Source organism: Paraburkholderia phymatum (genome assembly GCF_040965635.1).
Classification (GTDB): Bacteria; Pseudomonadota; Gammaproteobacteria; order Burkholderiales; family Burkholderiaceae; genus Paraburkholderia; species Paraburkholderia phymatum_B.
Map to the genome: position 1 here is coordinate 1 of NZ_JBFRCH010000014.1, position 15,733 is coordinate 15,733.

The following is a 15,733-nucleotide window of genomic DNA, read 5'->3' on the forward strand; positions in this document are numbered from 1 at the left end:
CCTGCCTCGGCCTCCTTCAGGAACCCGATGATTTGCTCTTCCGTAAAGCGCTTCTTCATGTTCGTCTTCTTCTCCGAAAACGAACTTTACTAGGTTCCGGCTGGCCCTGTTTGCTGGGGGCAGGTCACATCGCCAATACCCCATGCCTTGGCCGTCGGCCGCATTCCCTTGCCGTAGTCGCAACGCGAATGCGAAATGTCCCCGATAGCCGATGTGCACATACGTCGGCAGCAGCGGCGCACTAGCAAAACCTGCGAAGTCATGCGTTTACTGCGTACCGTGGTAACGTCACATTTCATCGAGTCGGAACAGACGCCGGCCCCGAACAGCCGGTTACTTCATGCCAAATAGTGGAGACGGGCTGTGACTTTCCTTGGAATCGACCTCGGCACATCCGAGGTAAAAGTAATTTTGACCGATGACGCGTCGACGACGCTCGCCACCAGCGGCGTCCGTCTCGAGGTTTCGCGGCCGCATCCGCATTGGTCCGAGCAGAATCCGCAGGCATGGTGGCAAGCCACACTCGACGCGGTGGCCGCCGTGCGCGGCGCGAATCCCACGGCATTTGCAGCGTTGCGCGGAATCGGGCTCTCGGGACAGATGCACGGTGCGACGCTGCTCGATCAGAGCGGCGAGGTACTGAGACCCGCGATACTCTGGAACGACACACGTGCATTCGCCGAGTGCGCAGAGCTCGAAGCGCTCGTGCCGGAATTCCGCGACATTACCGGCAATCTCGCCATGCCGGGTTTTACGGCACCGAAACTGCTTTGGCTGGCCAAGCATGAACCCAATGTGTTTCGTGCGGCGTCCAAGGTGCTGTTGCCAAAAGACTATCTCGCGTGGCGGCTGTCCGGCGATTTCGTGTCTGAGATGTCAGATGCTTCAGGTACGCTCTGGCTCGATGTCGCAAAGCGCGACTGGTCCGATCGCATGCTCGCGGCGACGGGATTGACGCGCGCGCACATGCCTCGCCTCGTCGAAGGCAGCGCGCCCGCTGCTCAGCTGAGCGACGCGTTGCGCCGCGATTGGGGCATTACGGGCCCCGTCGTGCTATGCGGCGGAGCGGGCGACAACGCGGCCAGCGCGATCGGGATGGGCGTCGCCGAAGCGGGCAGTGCTTTTCTTTCTCTCGGCACATCGGGCGTGCTGTTCGCAGGAACCGATCGCTTTGCGCCGAACCCCAAGCAAGGCGTGCACGCGTTCTGTCATTGTCTGCCCGATCGGTGGCATCAGATGAGCGTGATTCTGTCCGCGGCATCGAGTCTCGGATGGCTGTCGAAAGTCGTGGGCCACGAGGTCGGCAGCTTGCCTGAACTGGCGAGCGCGGCCAATCCCGCTAAGGCGCCGATCTTCCTGCCGTATCTGAGCGGCGAGCGCACGCCGCACAACGATGCGAATGCGCGCGGCGTGTTCTGGGGGCTGACGGGCGCGCACACGACGGGCGATCTCGCGTACAGCGTGATGGAGGGCGTCGCATTCGCGATGGCCGACGGCTACGCCGCGCTACAAAGTGCCGGTACGACATTGAAGAGCGCATCGTTTATCGGCGGCGGTTCGCGCAGTCCGTTCTGGGCGAATCTGTGCGCATCGGCGACGGGGATCACGATGGATCGGCATGAAGGCAGCGACGTCGGCGCGGCGTTGGGTGCGGCGCGTCTCGCGCGGCTTGCCGTGACGGGCGAAACCATTAAGGACGTATGCCTCGCTCCGCCAATACTCGAATCGTGCGAACCCGACCGCGCGCTTGCACCGCCGCTCGCAGAAAGGCTGGCGCGTTATCGCAGCATTTACCAGGCGCTCAAAGCGGGATTTGCAGCCGCGGCATGAATGCACTACCGCGCGGCGTACAGCAACGTGTGCCGTGCAACGATCTTCTCAACTTAAATCATGCAGATCTTTTTGCAGCGGCGCACCCACAGCGAAGCTCGAAAACTCGACATTGAGTCCGCCGCGTTCCGGCGTGCAGCACATAGGTCCGACGAAATAACTGGCCGCCGCCGGAAAAGGCGCGAGTCTCAATAGCGGCCACGTTTTCCCATCGATCGAGTACTGGGCGCGCAGTACGCCTCGAACGACGGTTGCCCGCATCCAGAAGCCGTCGACGCTGGCGATCGGCGAGCCGATTGCCCAGTCCGACTGCTCAACGGTCAACACGCTGCTCATCATCAGCACATCGTCGGTGAATTCGACGCCTGCTTTCATCCACGTCGATTCGTCGACGCGCACCATCAGGCCGGCCTGATCGTATAGCGCATGAAACTGCCCGCGTACGCGCACCTGTGCGGTGAAGTCGCCTCGCGTGCGCACGCCGAAGCAGTGGCCCGAATCGCGCATAAAGCCGTAATGCGTCTTGCGCCAGAAGTCGCTCTTCGGATCGGTCGTCACTCGAAGCGTGTCACCATCGAGCGACCACGCCGACGGCTCATTGAACCACTCGCACTGTTCGAACATGCGGTGTCTCCTTGCAGGGTCTTCGTTGTGTCGCATGATGCTGGCGGCGTGACGCGCATGATGCCTAGCGCCCTCCGCGAGCCATGCTGGAGAATACGCCGTCGCGGCGGATCAGTCCATGGAACAGAGCCGCAGCGATATGCACGAGTACTGTCACGAACAACGCGAACGCAAACCACGTATGAAGAGCACGAAATAGCGCGAACAGATCGACGTTTTGCGACCCGATTGCGGGCAAGTGATATCCATCGAACAGTGTGATGGGATATCCGCCGGCAGAGAGCATCGCCCAACCGATGAACGGCATTGCAATGAATAGCGCGTAGAGAACGAAATGCGAAGCCTTGGCCGCGAATCGCTGCCATGCGGACATGTCCGAAGGCAGCGCGGGACTGCCGTTCTTTACACGTACGCCGACACGAATCAGCGCGAGCACGAGCAACGCAACGCCGAGCGGCCGGTGCAATGCAATCAGCGTGTCATGCGCGTGCGAAACCGTGGCGACCATGCCGATGCCGATGAACAGCATCGCGAGTATCAGAACAGCCATTGTCCAGTGCAGCAGTCGCGCGAGCGGAGAAAAATGGCGAGTCGAATTCGTCATGATGGGTTCCGTTCAGGGTTCGGAGTAGCGGGCGCGGCGTGCAACGCTTCTTCACGCGTGCGTCGCTGGTATGACACGGCATAGGCGGCCGAGCGCGCAGCGAGCAGTGGATCGTCCGATGTCTTGATGCCGTCCGGCAACACGGTCGGATCGAAGTTCACATCGCGGCATACGCCATCGGCTTGAGAAGCGCTGTGTTCCAGTACGACGGTGCCGGCATCGATTCGTTGCCGGTCCGCGGGCCATTGCAACGTCGCATCGTTGGTTGGATCGCCCGCATTGACGACCGTCACGATAAGATGCCAGCGCACGTTGCCGTGCTTGAGCTGCTCGTCGAGCTGCTTCGATAGAAAGTCGGGATCGCTCTTTTCCTGCGGATTTACAGGGGCATACGGCGTTTCCGGTTCGACGGACCAGCGCACCGCGTGCTCGTGCCCGCTCGCGTCGATGAAGCGGAACGCATTGATGCTGTAGTACGCGGCATTCGCGAGACCAGACGACGCCGGGTGTGTCTTCACCCATTCCTGAAACGGCCGCGTTTCCGGATGCGCCGCATAGAACGCCTTCATCTTTGCGGGATCGGGTTTGCCCGTTCTCGAATCGGGCTTTGCAGCGAGAAGCTGCTGATAGAGCTGCTCCGGCGTATGCACGGCGAACAGAGGCGTCGAGTTCATTCCTGTACGCCATTGCTGGCCGTCGCGCTGCATGAACAGCAGCGCCATGCTGCGAATCGGCACGCTTGCATCGGGCGCCGACGGATTGCTGCCAGGAATTGCAAAGCGGCCGATGACGGGAGTGCGTCCCGACGCGAATACCTGTGCACTTGAAATCGAGGCTGCGTTGCCGTTGCTGTCGAAATAACCTTCGACGCAAAGACCTTTCGCATGATTGCGGCGATAGCCCGGATGCGGGCCCGCGTTGGCCTGGAACTGGTCGATGATGCGGTAAGTGGTGAGGCGCGCAGGTGTCAGCCAGCCGGCCGTGTAGGCGAAGCCGCCGGCGAGGGCCAGGACGGCCAAGCCTATCGCACCGAACCTGCACGGAATGCAACGAGGCGCTTCCGCTGGGGATTTGGGGTTCATCAGAGAGGCTCCTTTTCCTGTCTATGACATCGCATAGACGGTCAACAGGAACAGGGAGCGTTTATTCCGCGATGTTGCGAAATCTTTTTGTCGTTGGAAAGGATCAAAAAACGGGAATAGATTCGACGGTCCCTTTGTTCATCACAGTGAAAGTGCCGCACACGCCGTGCCGCATCGCCGTCATCTCATATCGAGGAGCTGGAAATGAAGAAGCTTGCACTGTTGACCGTTTCGATCGCCACACTTGTTTCGACGGGTTTTGCCTCCACCGCATTCGCTCAGGAAAAGACGCGCGCCGAAGTCCGTCAGGAACTGATTCAGGCGGAGCAGAACGGCTCGCAGTTCGTGACGGACGCTTCCTATCCCGACGTCGCGCCGATCTATCAGCAACAGGTCGCGCATGAAAAGGCTGCTCAGGATGCCGAAGGCGTGGGTGCAAACATGTCGGGCACGCATTCGGCTGGATCGCGCATGCCTACGGCTGGCGCCGGCACGGGCATGAATTCGTGTGTCGGGCCCGTCAGCTATTGCAGCGTCTACTTCGGCAGCTGAGCACGATGAGAGGATTCGGGTGGCGCTTCCGGGCCGATGAAACGCCACCCATGCTTCATCCGCACAATACGTCGGTCGCGATATGCGAAGCCGGCACCGCGTCGATCAGAATCACGTCGCCGATCGAATTCTCCGTGCGCAACGGCAGGATCGCCTGATACGCGCCGGATCGATACCATGCACGCGCCAGATCGCGATTTGGAAACTCGATGGCGATCAGATCGCCGCGCCAGTCTCCTTCGAGCCGTTCAAAGCGGCCGCCGTGCAGCACGAAATGGCCGCAATAGGGCGCAAGCGTCGCGTCGATTCGCTTCAGGTACTCGACTATCTCGACGCCCATCTTCACTTCATGCAAGTGCGCAACTGCAAACGTTGACATGCCGATCTCCAGGCTATTGACCAATGAGGCCAGCATATCGCCGGCGGCCAGGCGAATCGATTACCTCTGAGGTAATGCGGCGCAGTGCCGATGTTTCGCACACGAAACGTTGCTGCGTTTTCGATTCATGCGCGGGTCGCGAACCATCGCCCCGGGGAATGAAGCGCGATGCGGTTCTTAAGCATATCGGATGGTTTTCGTGGCCCTGTGGTATGAAACGTGCATCGACAGTGGAAAGCCATTCCAATCCACTCACCGATAACAAGGCCTTCCCTACGATGGATGCTCGCCACTCTCCCACCGCCGATTCAGGCAATGACACGATCTGTTGCGTGACCACACACATGGCTCGCGATGCGCATGTGCCACGCGAGCTGAACAACTTCGAACGCCGTGTGAGCGAAGGCCTGCTGGCGAGTGAGTTTCCGCTCGCGTTTCAGGGTATTTACGATGTGAAGACGGGCAGACTCGCGCGCGTCGAAGCATTGATTCGCTGGATGCATCCGGACTACGGAATGTTGTTGCCCGATGCATTTCTGGTCGCGCTCGATCATCCGCTGATCGCGCTGCAACTGACCTGTCATGTGATCGACAGCGCATGCAGGGCGCTCGCGAACGCGCGGCGCCTGGGGCAGCCGGTATGTCCCGTCGCCGTGAACGTGCCGCCCAGCGTCATGGCCGATGCGGCCTTTGCGGCGACCGTCGTGCAGATCGCGCAACAGCACGGCATCGAACCGGATCTGCTCGAACTCGAACTCGTCGAGACGGAAGACGCGGCCCGTCTGCTGGCCGCGCGGCCTTTGACGAGACCTTTGCGCGAAGCCGGCATGCGGCTCGCCATCGACGACTTCGGGACCGGCTATTCGTCGCTTGCGCTGCTGAGCACGATCGACGTCGATACGGTGAAGGTCGCGCGCGAAGTACTCAAGAGCGTGCCGGGATGCCCGCGCGCGTCGGCGGTGGCGTCCGGCGTGCTGTCGATGCTCGAACGTCTCGGCGTGACGGTGGTCGCGGAGGGTGTCGAAACGCAGGCGCTTGCGCAATGGCTCGCGCAATGGCCGAAGATACTCGCACAAGGCTTTCTCTACGCGCGTCCGACCTTCGACTATGCAAGTGTCACCGTTCAGGAACGTTGCGCGGCTTGACAGGAGATTCGCGGCAAGCCGATCCATCGATCACGCCATGCGAATACGCTCTCTTCACACGCGACTCACTGCTGGCGTCATTCAGAAATGCATCAGTTCGTGCGCGAGATCGTGCGCGGCAAACGTGAGAAAAGCACTTGTTTTACGAGGGAAAATGCTTGCTCGTACAAGCAGAGGCGCGCTTGAATGTGCTGTCGCCAACGGTTCGGAGCCGCGAATGTGCGGCAGGGCACAGCCTTTGAATTCAGCGTAAGCGAGTCTTATCGTCTCAACACCGGCGACGTGTCGCTCGATCCGCGCGTCACGTTGACGGAAGATCTCGCGCTCGACATCACGCCTCGCTTCAACGGCGACGGCTATCGCCGCGAAACCGTTCGACTGATCGACGCCAGGCGACGCGCGCATCAATTGACCAGCGCACGCACGGCCCGCGAGTACGGCCTCATGCCGAAAGGAGCGACATCGGAAGAAGTGCCGTCCACACTGTCGATGCAAGCCGGCGATCTTGCGCAAGCTGATGTGCTTTCCGCGCTCGACACGGGGCTCTACATCGGCAATCTCTGGTACGTGAACTTCTCCGACCGCATGAACTGCCGCCTGACGGGCATGACGCGCTTCGCGACGTTCTGGGTCGAAAGCGGCCGCATTGTCGCGCCCGTCGACGCAATGCGCTTCGACGACACAGCTGTATTGCGTACTCGGCAGCGAGCTCGAACGGATCGGCGACAAGCCCGAATTGTTGCCGAACGACTGGACATGGGGAGAGCGCGCGACGGGCGGCATGATGTTGCCCGGTCTGCTCGTGCGTTCCTTCGAACTGACGCTATGACTCGAACTGCACCGATTGCGTGCGTTGCGGCGTGAGAGAATAGGGCGTTGCGCACACGCGCTGCGTCCGCTTTCTTCTGTCGGAAGAATTCATCGATTACTCTGTCACGTTTGCATCGCTAATCAAATGGCGATGCGATCGTCGCGGTGCGTTCCACGGTCCGCGTTGATCTTCGTCTTCATTGTGCAGCGAGACAATACCCGAGTCCTTGAGCCACGCTCCGTGCGCTGGCGCACATCGGATGAACGCGCGCTCATGTGCGCTGGCGCACACTTTCGCGAAGTCGCGCGCGCGTTTCATCGCGCACTCTCAGGCGCTGCATTTGTACATAAGGTTGTCGCCACAACATGCCGATTCACCCGCGTGCACGCCGTTTCATCCTTGAATCAAAGCGCGCGACTGTTGCGACGCACAAGCTCAGCGCTTGCTGCGCGTGGCTTTGCGTTGAATACATGCGAGTGTCTCGCAGTGTCATATGCAAGCACGAGATTGATTCGCATTGCTTGTCGAGTTCAGCCTTGAAACGTATTTGACCATTTACGTTCCCCTTGCGACTCGCTTTTTTGCGGCGAGCCTTTTAAGCAGAAGGTTCAGCGGGGTGCTGGTACGGACTTCGCTACAAGCCTGTCCGCGCATAAGACCGAGGCTGGCGCGCGATTCAATAACCGGCACTCGAAATGAAACGCTGAACTCCAGGCTGTTCGCCAGGCTCGCGACCGTTGTTGCTCTCCATGCGCCATTCGCATGGCGCAGGGGCTCGCTTTGTCTGGAGACCGGCACCGACAAGCGAGGAACCATGAAAACCAAACGCTCTAGCCGACACAAGCACGCCGCAGTCAAGGCGACCGCCTTGCTGATGGTTCTGCTTGCGCGCGACTACTGCGCCGCGCAGCCGACCACTGCGTCCGGAACCACGGGGAAAGTCGCGGAAGGACAAGTCGCCGAAGGCAAGGTCGACACCGAGCGCGATCAGCTCCGCAAACGCATCTTCGCGCAAGCCGGCGCCGGCGCTCCGCAGCTTGCATTGCAAGAGGCACGCGCGAGCCGCGATGCGTTCTCCGAGCACGACCTGTTGCAGATCGAAGCACTCATCGTCGAAACGGAAGTGCACTGGGGCCGGCAGCAATCGCTCGCTTCCGATGAATCCGACCGCCTCGCGCAGACCCGATCCGCGCTCGCGCACATCGACGACATGCTTGCGCGCACGCCATCGACCGACGAATACGCTGACGTGCGCCGCGCGGCGCTCGTCCAAAGAGTCGCCGCATTGCAGGGGCTCGGCCGCATGAAGGAAGCGACCACGCTCTATGAAAACCTGTCGCGCTCGAGCGAGCCGATGCCCGCGCGCGCCTATGCAGCGGCAGGCGATGCCTACACGTATCTCGACGAACCGCGCAAGGCCGTCCCCGCCTACGAGCATGCATTGCAGACGCCCGTCGAACCGCTCGTGCCTTCCGTCGAACCGCACGCGCTGAAGCGTATCGACGTGCAGGAAGGGCTCTTTTTCGCGTACCTCGATTCGGGGCGCTACGACAACGCGCAGCAACTGCTGAAGCAGATTTCGGCGAGCACGCCCATGCGTGCGGATCTCGCCGAGCATCCCGAGGACGTCAACGAAGACTATGGCCGCGTGAAGAAGCTGCAGGCGCAGTACCTGCTCTACACGGACCGCACGCGCGAAGGCGTCGCCGCGCTCGACGAGCTGCGCCACGAAGCGCCGTTCGATCCCGCGCTGATCAGCGCGCGCTCGGATGCGTCGCTCGTTCAGCAGCGTCCGCACGAAGCGCAAAAGGTCTATGAAGGCACGCTCGTCGATCACCCCGGCGACATCGAAACGCTCGCGGGCCTTGGACGCACCGCGCTCGAATTGAACCAGTACGACCGCGCGGCGGACGTGAACGCGACCTTCGGCGATCGCTTTCCCGACAACAACACGGTGAAGACATTCCAGCGCGATTACGCGGCTTACAAGAGCCCGCAACTGATCATCGCGGCGAATGGCCAGAAGGGCAACTCGGTTCTCGCCGACAACAACTGGGGCATCGATACGCAGCTCTATTCGATGCCGCTCGCTGACTACTGGCGCGTGTTTGCGCATCAATTCAGCGGCCGCGCGGATACGGGCGACGGCAACAGCGTGAGCCGCGTGCGCAACGGCATCGGCGGCGACTTTCGTTTTCGCGGCATCGACGCGGCGGCGGAAGTCGATCACTCGACAGGACCGCAAGCGAAGACAGGCGGCGCCGGCAGTGTCAGCTACGCACCCGACGATCGCTGGCGTTTTTCTGCGGGCGTCGACAGCAACGTCAACTCGTTGCCGTGGAAGGCCTATCAGGCAGGCGTGACGGGCCGCGCGGCGACGGGCAGCGTGCGCTACAGCGTCGACGATTACCGGTACTTCGATCTCACCTACGGCGCGGCGCGCTATAGCGACACGAACGTGAACCAGTCGTGGGTCGGCACGTGGTACGAGCGCCTCATCAACACGCCGAGCCATCTCGTCGCGACGTGGGTCGAGTTGAACACGAGCAGCAACACGCTCGCGAACACTGCGTATTACGCGCCTCATCGCGACATGACGGCGCAACTGACGGCGATGTACCAGTGGACGTCGTGGCGCAACGCCGACCAGTCGCTCGCGAATCGCGCGTACGCAACGATCGGCGGCTACCGGCAAACGGATATCGGCAACAGCATGCTGTGGGAAGTACGTCTCGAACAGCAGTGGCAGTTCAGCGCGCACGCGTCGCTCGCGTATGGCATCGGTGTCGCCAGCCAGCGCATGGACCGCACGCGCGAGACCAGCAAGCTCATCTATCTGAACCTGAACATTCCTCTGTAGACGATCATGGACAAGCTCAATCGCAGACGTTTTCTCGCTTTCGCCGCGGGTCTCGCCGCGGTGCCCGCAGCACAGGCCCGCCTCGCGCTCGACCGGTTGCCGCCGCAGGATGCCGACGATGGCCTCACGTTTCGCGTGCTCGCGATTCACGACATCCGCGACGACCTGCACGCGGATGTCGCAACGGTCGCCGATACCTGCGCGATCAGCACGTCCACGCTCAACACGATCTTCGCGTGGCTGAAGGCGAAGGACTTTCGCCCGGTGAGCGTCGATCAGATCGTCGCGTCGCGCAACGGCGGGCCGCGCCTGCCGCCGCGCGCCGTGCTGCTGACCTTCGACGACGCGTACAAGAGCCAGTTCACGCGTGCGTTCCCGCTGCTGCAGCAATACGGCTATCCGGCGCTGATCGGCGTCGTCACGCGCTGGACCGATACGCCCGCGGGCGAGCCCGTGCGCATCAGCCACAAGTCGGAGATGCCGCCGGGCTACTTCATGAGCTGGGACGATCTGCGCGAGATGTCGCAATCGGGTCTCGTCGAAGTGGCGTCGCACACGCACGACATGCATCACGGCGCGCTTGCTAATCCGCAAGGCAACGAGCTGCCCGCCGCGAGCGCGCATCTGTATCTGCCACAACTGCAACGCTACGAAACGGATGAAGAGTACCAGGCGCGCGTGCACGACGATCTGAAGAAGAGCGTCGATCTGATCCAGGACCGTACGGGCGTGACGGTGCGCTCGGCCGTGTGGCCGTATGGCATGTACAACGCGGCGCTCATCAAGGCATCGCAGGCGCTCGGCATGTCCGTGCATTTCACGCTCGACGACGGCCCGAACACGCCCGACGTCCCGCTCACGCAGATTCGCCGTCTGCTCGTTTCATACGATTGGGACGTGGGCACGCTGATCGCGCAGATGCGTTCGTCGCGTGCTTATCGCGGCGAGCACAACCCGGTGGAGCGCGTCGTCAACGTGTCGCTCGACGAGATGTACGACATCGACCCGAACAGGAGCGAAGAAAAGCTTGGCCGTCTGCTCGATCGCATCAAGGATCTCGAACCGAAGTCGGTGTACCTGAAGGCGTATTGGGACCCGGACAATACAGGCGTCGCGCGCGCGATGTACTACCCGAACCGTCATATGCCGATGCGCGCCGATCTGTTCAACCGTGTCGCGTGGCAGCTGATCACGCGCGCGGGCGTGCAGGTTTACGCGCACATGCCGCTGCTCGCATTCGATCTGCCGACGGGCCATGCAGCAGCGGGGCGCCTCGTTGAAGTGGCGGCGAACAGCCCGAGCGATGCGCAGCGCGGCCGCACGTCGCGACTGAGTCCGTTCGATCCGCTCGCGCGTCAGACCATCCAGGAGCTATACGACGACCTTACGCGCTACTCGAGCTTCAACGGGCTCGTGTTCGGCGTGGACGCGACGTTGAACGCGTACGAGGACACGAGCGCGGCCGCGATGGCCGTCTATCGCTCGTGGGGGATGCCCGGCGACATCGCGCAGATTCACGCATCCGATGAACTGATGCAGCGCTGGGCGAAGAACAAGACAGCGTATCTGACCGCCTTCACGAACCAGCTCGCCGAGCGCGTGCGCGCCTATCAGGGCGGCGGCAATGTGCTGACGGCACGCACGGTGTCCGCGGAGGCCGCGCTCGATGCGAACGCCGAGCACAACTTCTCGCTCTCCGTCGCTGCATCGCTCGCGAATTACGACTTCGTCGCACTGACGGCGGCGCCACGGAGCGCGAACGAGCGTGTGAGCAACGCATGGCTTGATCGCCTTCAGCAGACCGTGATGAAACAGCCGGGCGCGGCGGCGAAGACCGTGTTCGAGTTGCCCGCCGTCGACGCGCAGACGCAGCAGCCCGTCGAAGCCGCCGTCCTGCGCGCGCAGATGAAGCGGCTCAACGCGGCGGGCGTCGTGCATCTGGGCTATGGGCCGGACGACTTCCTGAAGAACCGGCCGGACACGACCGTGCTGCGCGATGTGATGTCGGTGCAAAGCACGCTGCGAACGAATCAGGGGATGTTGGGCTGAGCATCGCGCGAGGGTTTCGAACACGAAGAACGAAACCCTCGCGATGCCGGCCCAGACCAGGGGACCACAATGAAAAACGTCATGAGCGTCATCTCGAACTTCGTCTTTTACTACCCGCTGTTGATGGCCTACCTGTGGATGGTGGGCGGCCTGCTTCACTACGTGCTCATCGAGCGCAGGGACGCGGGGCGCAAGTCGGCACCGCTGATGTCGTATCCGAAGGTGTCCGTCGTCGTGCCTTGCTACAACGAAGCGGACAACGTGCGCGAAGTGATCGCGTGCCTCGACGAGCTGAACTATCCGAACTACAACATCATCGCGATCAACGACGGCAGCCGCGACGAAACTGGCACGATCCTGAATCAGCTGGTGAGCGTCTATCCGAAGCTCGTCGTCGTGCATCAGCATCAAAACGAGGGCAAGGCGATTGGTCTCACGACGGCCGCGATGCTGTCTGACGCCGAGTACCTGATGTGTATCGACGGCGATTCGCTGCTGGACAAGGAAGCGATCGGCTGGATGCTGCGCCACTTCCTCGACGACGCATCCGTGGGCGCGGTGACGGGCAATCCGCGCATCCGCACGCGCTCGACGCTGCTCGGGCGCATGCAGGTAGGCGAGTTTTCGTCGATCGTCGGTCTCATCAAGCGCACGCAGCACATGTATGGGCGTCTGCTGACGGTGTCGGGCGTGGTGTCGATGTTCAGGACGCGGGCGCTGCAGGAAGTCGGCTACTGGAGCTCCGACATGCTGACGGAAGACATCGACATCAGCTGGAAGCTTCAGGTGCAGGGCTGGGCCGTGCATTTCGAATCGCGCGCGCTCAGCTGGATTCTGATGCCGGAGACGTTTCGAGGCCTCTACAAGCAGCGTCTGCGCTGGGCCAAGGGCGGCATCCAGGTGCTCTTCAAGTATGCGGGCGCCGTGCTGTCACGCCGCAACATGATGATGTGGCCGATCTTCATCGAGTACGCGGTCAGCATCGTGTGGGCGTATTGCATGCTCTTCACGCTCGTGATGATGGCTGCCACCGCGATGTTCACGCTGCCCGAAAGCTGGCGCTTCGGCTTCGTGCCGCGCGGCACGGGCGTGCTGCTCTTCGCGACCTGCTGCGCACAGATCCTGATCGGCTGCCTGATCGACCGGCGCTACGACAAGAACCTGATGCGCTATTTCATCGACACCGTCTGGTATCCGGCTGCGTTCTGGGCCATCAGCATGATCGCTTCCGTCATCGCGTTGCCCGGCGTGGTCATCCAGCGCCGCAGAAAGCGCGCGCGCTGGGTGAGCCCGGATCGCGGCATCCGTTCGAGCAGCGGCGCATTGGCGAGCGATGCACCCGTCGAGCCCCGGTTCAACGCGTCGCTCGAAGCGCCGCAGGCGGAGTAAAGCATCCGGCATCAAGCATTCGAATTGACATCGCAGAATCAACATTCTCGACAAGGGCAAACAACATGGAATTCCCGATCATCGATGTTTCGAAGCAGTCCGTCTCGCAGTTTGCAACGGAGTGCGGCAAGGCGAGGGCCGTGCGCTTCGTCGCGTGGTATCGCTTCGTGCGGCCCGTGCTCGTGCTCGGCACGTGGGTGCTGGCCGCCGTCTATATCCGCTGGTGTCTCGCGAATGCGAGCGAAGAGGAGCTGTCGCTCCATGCGTTCATGCCGGGCATCATGGGCATCGGCATCGTCGCGCTGTCGATGATCCTGTGGACCTTCGGCCGCCAGATGGACGCGATGAACACGAATCGCGTGCGCCGCATGCCCGACACGAGCGACGCGCCGCAGCCGGCGACGACGCATGAAATCCCTGAAGGCGATGCGGGCCGCTGCCTCGTCGCGTATCACGACGACGACGGCATGATCTCGCACGTCGTGACGATGCCCGAGTTCGAGCGCCAGGCCGCGTGAGCGCCGGCGTGCGCATCGAAACGACAGGCACACAACACACGCACCACGGAGACCACCATGTGCGGAATCGTAGGAGCAGTGGCACGACGCGACGTCGTCGGCGTTCTCACGGAGGGCCTGCGCCGGCTCGAGTATCGCGGTTATGACTCGTGCGGCGTCGCCGTCTTGCAGCATGGCGCGCCGCGTCGCGTGCGCAGCATCGAGCGCGTCGCGAACCTCGCGGAGCAGGTCGAACACGCGCGGCTGTCGGGCACGATCGGTGTCGCGCACACGCGCTGGGCGACGCACGGCGCGCCCATCACCGACAACGCGCACCCGGTCTTCTCGCGCGACGAGATCGCGCTCGTGCACAACGGCATCATCGAAAATCATGAGCCGCTGCGCGACGAACTGAAAGCGCTCGGCTACGCGTTCGAGTCGGATACCGATACGGAAGTGATCGCGCATCTGATTCATCACACGCGCGAGCAGGATGCGTCGCGCGATCTGCTGACGGCCGTGCAGCGTGCGTTGCAGCGGCTGCGTGGCGCGTATGCGATCGCCGTGTTCGCGAAGAGCGAACCGGACCGCGTGATCGGCGCGCGCGCGGGCTCGCCCCTCGTCGTCGGCGTGGGCGAGCGCGGCAACTATCTGGCCTCGGATGCGATGGCGCTGTCCGGCACGGCCGGGCATTTCATCTTCCTCGAAGAAGGCGACATCGCGGTGCTGTCGTGCGATGGCGTGCATATCGTCGATCGCGACGGCGCAACCGCGCACCGCGAAGTGCAGGCGCAGCACGCGAGCCACTACGCGACCGAGCTCGGTCCGTATCGCCATTACATGCAGAAGGAAATCTTCGAGCAGCCCGATGTGGTCGCCGATGCGACGGAGCGCGTGCGTTCGATCACGCCCGCGCTGTTCGGCGCGAATGCGCAGCGCGCGTTCAACGAGATCGATTCGCTGCTGCTGCTCGCGTGCGGCACCAGCTATTACTCGGCGTTGACGGCGAAGTACTGGTTCGAGTCGATCGCGGGCATCCCGACGCAAGTGGAGATCGCAAGCGAGTACCGCTATCGCGAGAGCGTCGTGAATCCGTGCGCGATGGTCGTCGTCGTGTCGCAATCGGGCGAGACGGCCGATACGCTCGCGGCATTGAAGCACGCGCAAGAGATCGGCCATCACCATACACTCGCGATCTGCAACGTGCCGCATAGCTCGATGATGCGGCTCACCGAGCTGCAATATTCGACGGGCGCGGGTCCGGAGATCGGCGTGGCGTCGACGAAGGCGTTCACGACGCAGCTCGTCGCGCTGTTCGTGCTCGCGCTCACGCTCGGGAAGGAGCGCGGCCGCGTGAGCACGGGCGACGAGGCGCACGCGCTGCGCCAGCTGCATCATCTGCCCGCTGCGCTGAACAGCGTGCTTGCGCTGGAGCCGCAGCTCGTCGCGTGGGCGCAAGCGCTCGCGCGCAAGGATCACGCGCTCTTCCTCGGGCGCGGCGCGCATTATCCGATCGCACTCGAAGGCGCGCTGAAGCTCAAGGAAATCGCGTACGTGCACGCGCAAGCGTATCCCGCCGGCGAGCTGAAGCACGGGCCGCTAGCCATCGTCACGAACGAGATGCCCGTCATCACGATCGCGCCGAACGATACGCTGCTCGAAAAGCTCAAGTCGAACATGCAGGAAGTGCGCGCGCGCGGCGGTCAGCTGTATGTGCTCGCCGATGCGGGCACGAAGATCGAAAGCAGCGACGGCGTGCGCGTGATCCAGTTGCCCGAGCATTACGGACCGTTGTCGCCGATCCTGCATGTGGTGCCGCTGCAATTGCTCGCGTATCACACGGCCTGCGTGCGCGGCACCGATGTCGACAAGCCGCGCAATCTCGCGAAGTCGGTGACGGTCGAGTGAGCG

Annotated in this window: 12 protein-coding genes and 1 pseudogene; 9 read left to right on the forward strand and 4 right to left on the reverse strand. The window is 62.5% G+C overall.

The window, feature by feature from the left end; genetic code table 11:
- Positions 1–363 precede the first annotated feature (363 nt).
- Entirely contained in the window at positions 364–1,830 is a 1,467-nt protein-coding gene (gene xylB, locus AB4Y32_RS22580) for a xylulokinase (protein ID WP_368723479.1), read from the forward strand.
- Positions 1,831–1,878: 48 nt separating this feature from the next.
- Here xylB and AB4Y32_RS22585 read toward each other — a convergent pair whose 3' ends face one another.
- The 3 genes from AB4Y32_RS22585 to AB4Y32_RS22595 form a co-directional block, all read right to left on the reverse strand.
- Positions 1,879–2,454 carry a DUF1349 domain-containing protein gene (locus AB4Y32_RS22585; RefSeq protein ID WP_368723480.1) on the reverse strand — a complete coding sequence of 192 codons (576 nt, stop codon included), beginning with the start codon at positions 2,452–2,454 and terminating at the stop codon, positions 1,879–1,881.
- Between the two features lie 64 nt (positions 2,455–2,518).
- Positions 2,519–3,058, reverse strand: coding sequence for a cytochrome b (locus AB4Y32_RS22590; RefSeq protein ID WP_368723481.1), 540 nt, complete (start codon positions 3,056–3,058; stop codon positions 2,519–2,521).
- Positions 3,055–4,143 carry a catalase family peroxidase gene (locus AB4Y32_RS22595; protein ID WP_439899825.1) on the reverse strand — a complete coding sequence of 363 codons (1,089 nt, stop codon included), beginning with the start codon at positions 4,141–4,143 and terminating at the stop codon, positions 3,055–3,057. The genes AB4Y32_RS22590 and AB4Y32_RS22595 overlap by 4 nt, the downstream gene beginning before the upstream one ends.
- 201 nt (positions 4,144–4,344) lie before the next feature.
- Between AB4Y32_RS22595 and AB4Y32_RS22600 the strand changes: the two genes are divergently transcribed.
- The gene (locus tag AB4Y32_RS22600) at positions 4,345–4,692 is read left to right on the forward strand and encodes a DUF4148 domain-containing protein (RefSeq protein ID WP_368723483.1); all 348 of its coding nucleotides are present in this window, start codon (positions 4,345–4,347) and stop codon (positions 4,690–4,692) included.
- A 55-nt stretch (positions 4,693–4,747) separates the two neighbouring features.
- On the opposite strand, the gene AB4Y32_RS22605 is transcribed toward AB4Y32_RS22600, so the two are convergent.
- Complete coding sequence (locus AB4Y32_RS22605) at positions 4,748–5,071, reverse strand: DUF1330 domain-containing protein (RefSeq protein ID WP_368723485.1); 324 nt, start codon at positions 5,069–5,071, stop codon at positions 4,748–4,750.
- Positions 5,072–5,403: 332 nt separating this feature from the next.
- On the opposite strand from AB4Y32_RS22605, the gene AB4Y32_RS22610 reads away from it, so the two are divergent.
- From AB4Y32_RS22610 to glmS, 7 genes and pseudogenes are all read left to right on the forward strand, one after another.
- Complete coding sequence (locus AB4Y32_RS22610) at positions 5,404–6,216, forward strand: EAL domain-containing protein (protein ID WP_368723486.1); 813 nt, start codon at positions 5,404–5,406, stop codon at positions 6,214–6,216.
- A 252-nt stretch (positions 6,217–6,468) separates the two neighbouring features.
- Positions 6,469–7,045, forward strand: a pseudogene (locus tag AB4Y32_RS22615) (metallopeptidase TldD-related protein); the annotation flags it as partial.
- Between the two features lie 796 nt (positions 7,046–7,841).
- Positions 7,842–9,887: a poly-beta-1,6 N-acetyl-D-glucosamine export porin PgaA gene (gene pgaA, locus AB4Y32_RS22620; protein ID WP_368723487.1), complete on the forward strand. Its 2,046-nt coding sequence runs from the start codon at positions 7,842–7,844 to the stop codon at positions 9,885–9,887.
- A gap of 6 nt (positions 9,888–9,893) precedes the next feature.
- Positions 9,894–11,936: a poly-beta-1,6-N-acetyl-D-glucosamine N-deacetylase PgaB gene (gene pgaB, locus AB4Y32_RS22625; RefSeq protein ID WP_368723488.1), complete on the forward strand. Its 2,043-nt coding sequence runs from the start codon at positions 9,894–9,896 to the stop codon at positions 11,934–11,936.
- An 81-nt stretch (positions 11,937–12,017) separates the two neighbouring features.
- Complete coding sequence (pgaC, locus tag AB4Y32_RS22630) at positions 12,018–13,325, forward strand: poly-beta-1,6-N-acetyl-D-glucosamine synthase (protein ID WP_368723489.1); 1,308 nt, start codon at positions 12,018–12,020, stop codon at positions 13,323–13,325.
- A 65-nt stretch (positions 13,326–13,390) separates the two neighbouring features.
- The gene (locus AB4Y32_RS22635; protein ID WP_368723490.1) at positions 13,391–13,843 is read left to right on the forward strand and encodes a hypothetical protein; all 453 of its coding nucleotides are present in this window, start codon (positions 13,391–13,393) and stop codon (positions 13,841–13,843) included.
- 57 nt (positions 13,844–13,900) lie between these two features.
- Positions 13,901–15,730, forward strand: coding sequence for a glutamine--fructose-6-phosphate transaminase (isomerizing) (gene glmS, locus AB4Y32_RS22640; protein WP_368723491.1), 1,830 nt, complete (start codon positions 13,901–13,903; stop codon positions 15,728–15,730).
- Positions 15,731–15,733 lie beyond the last annotated feature (3 nt).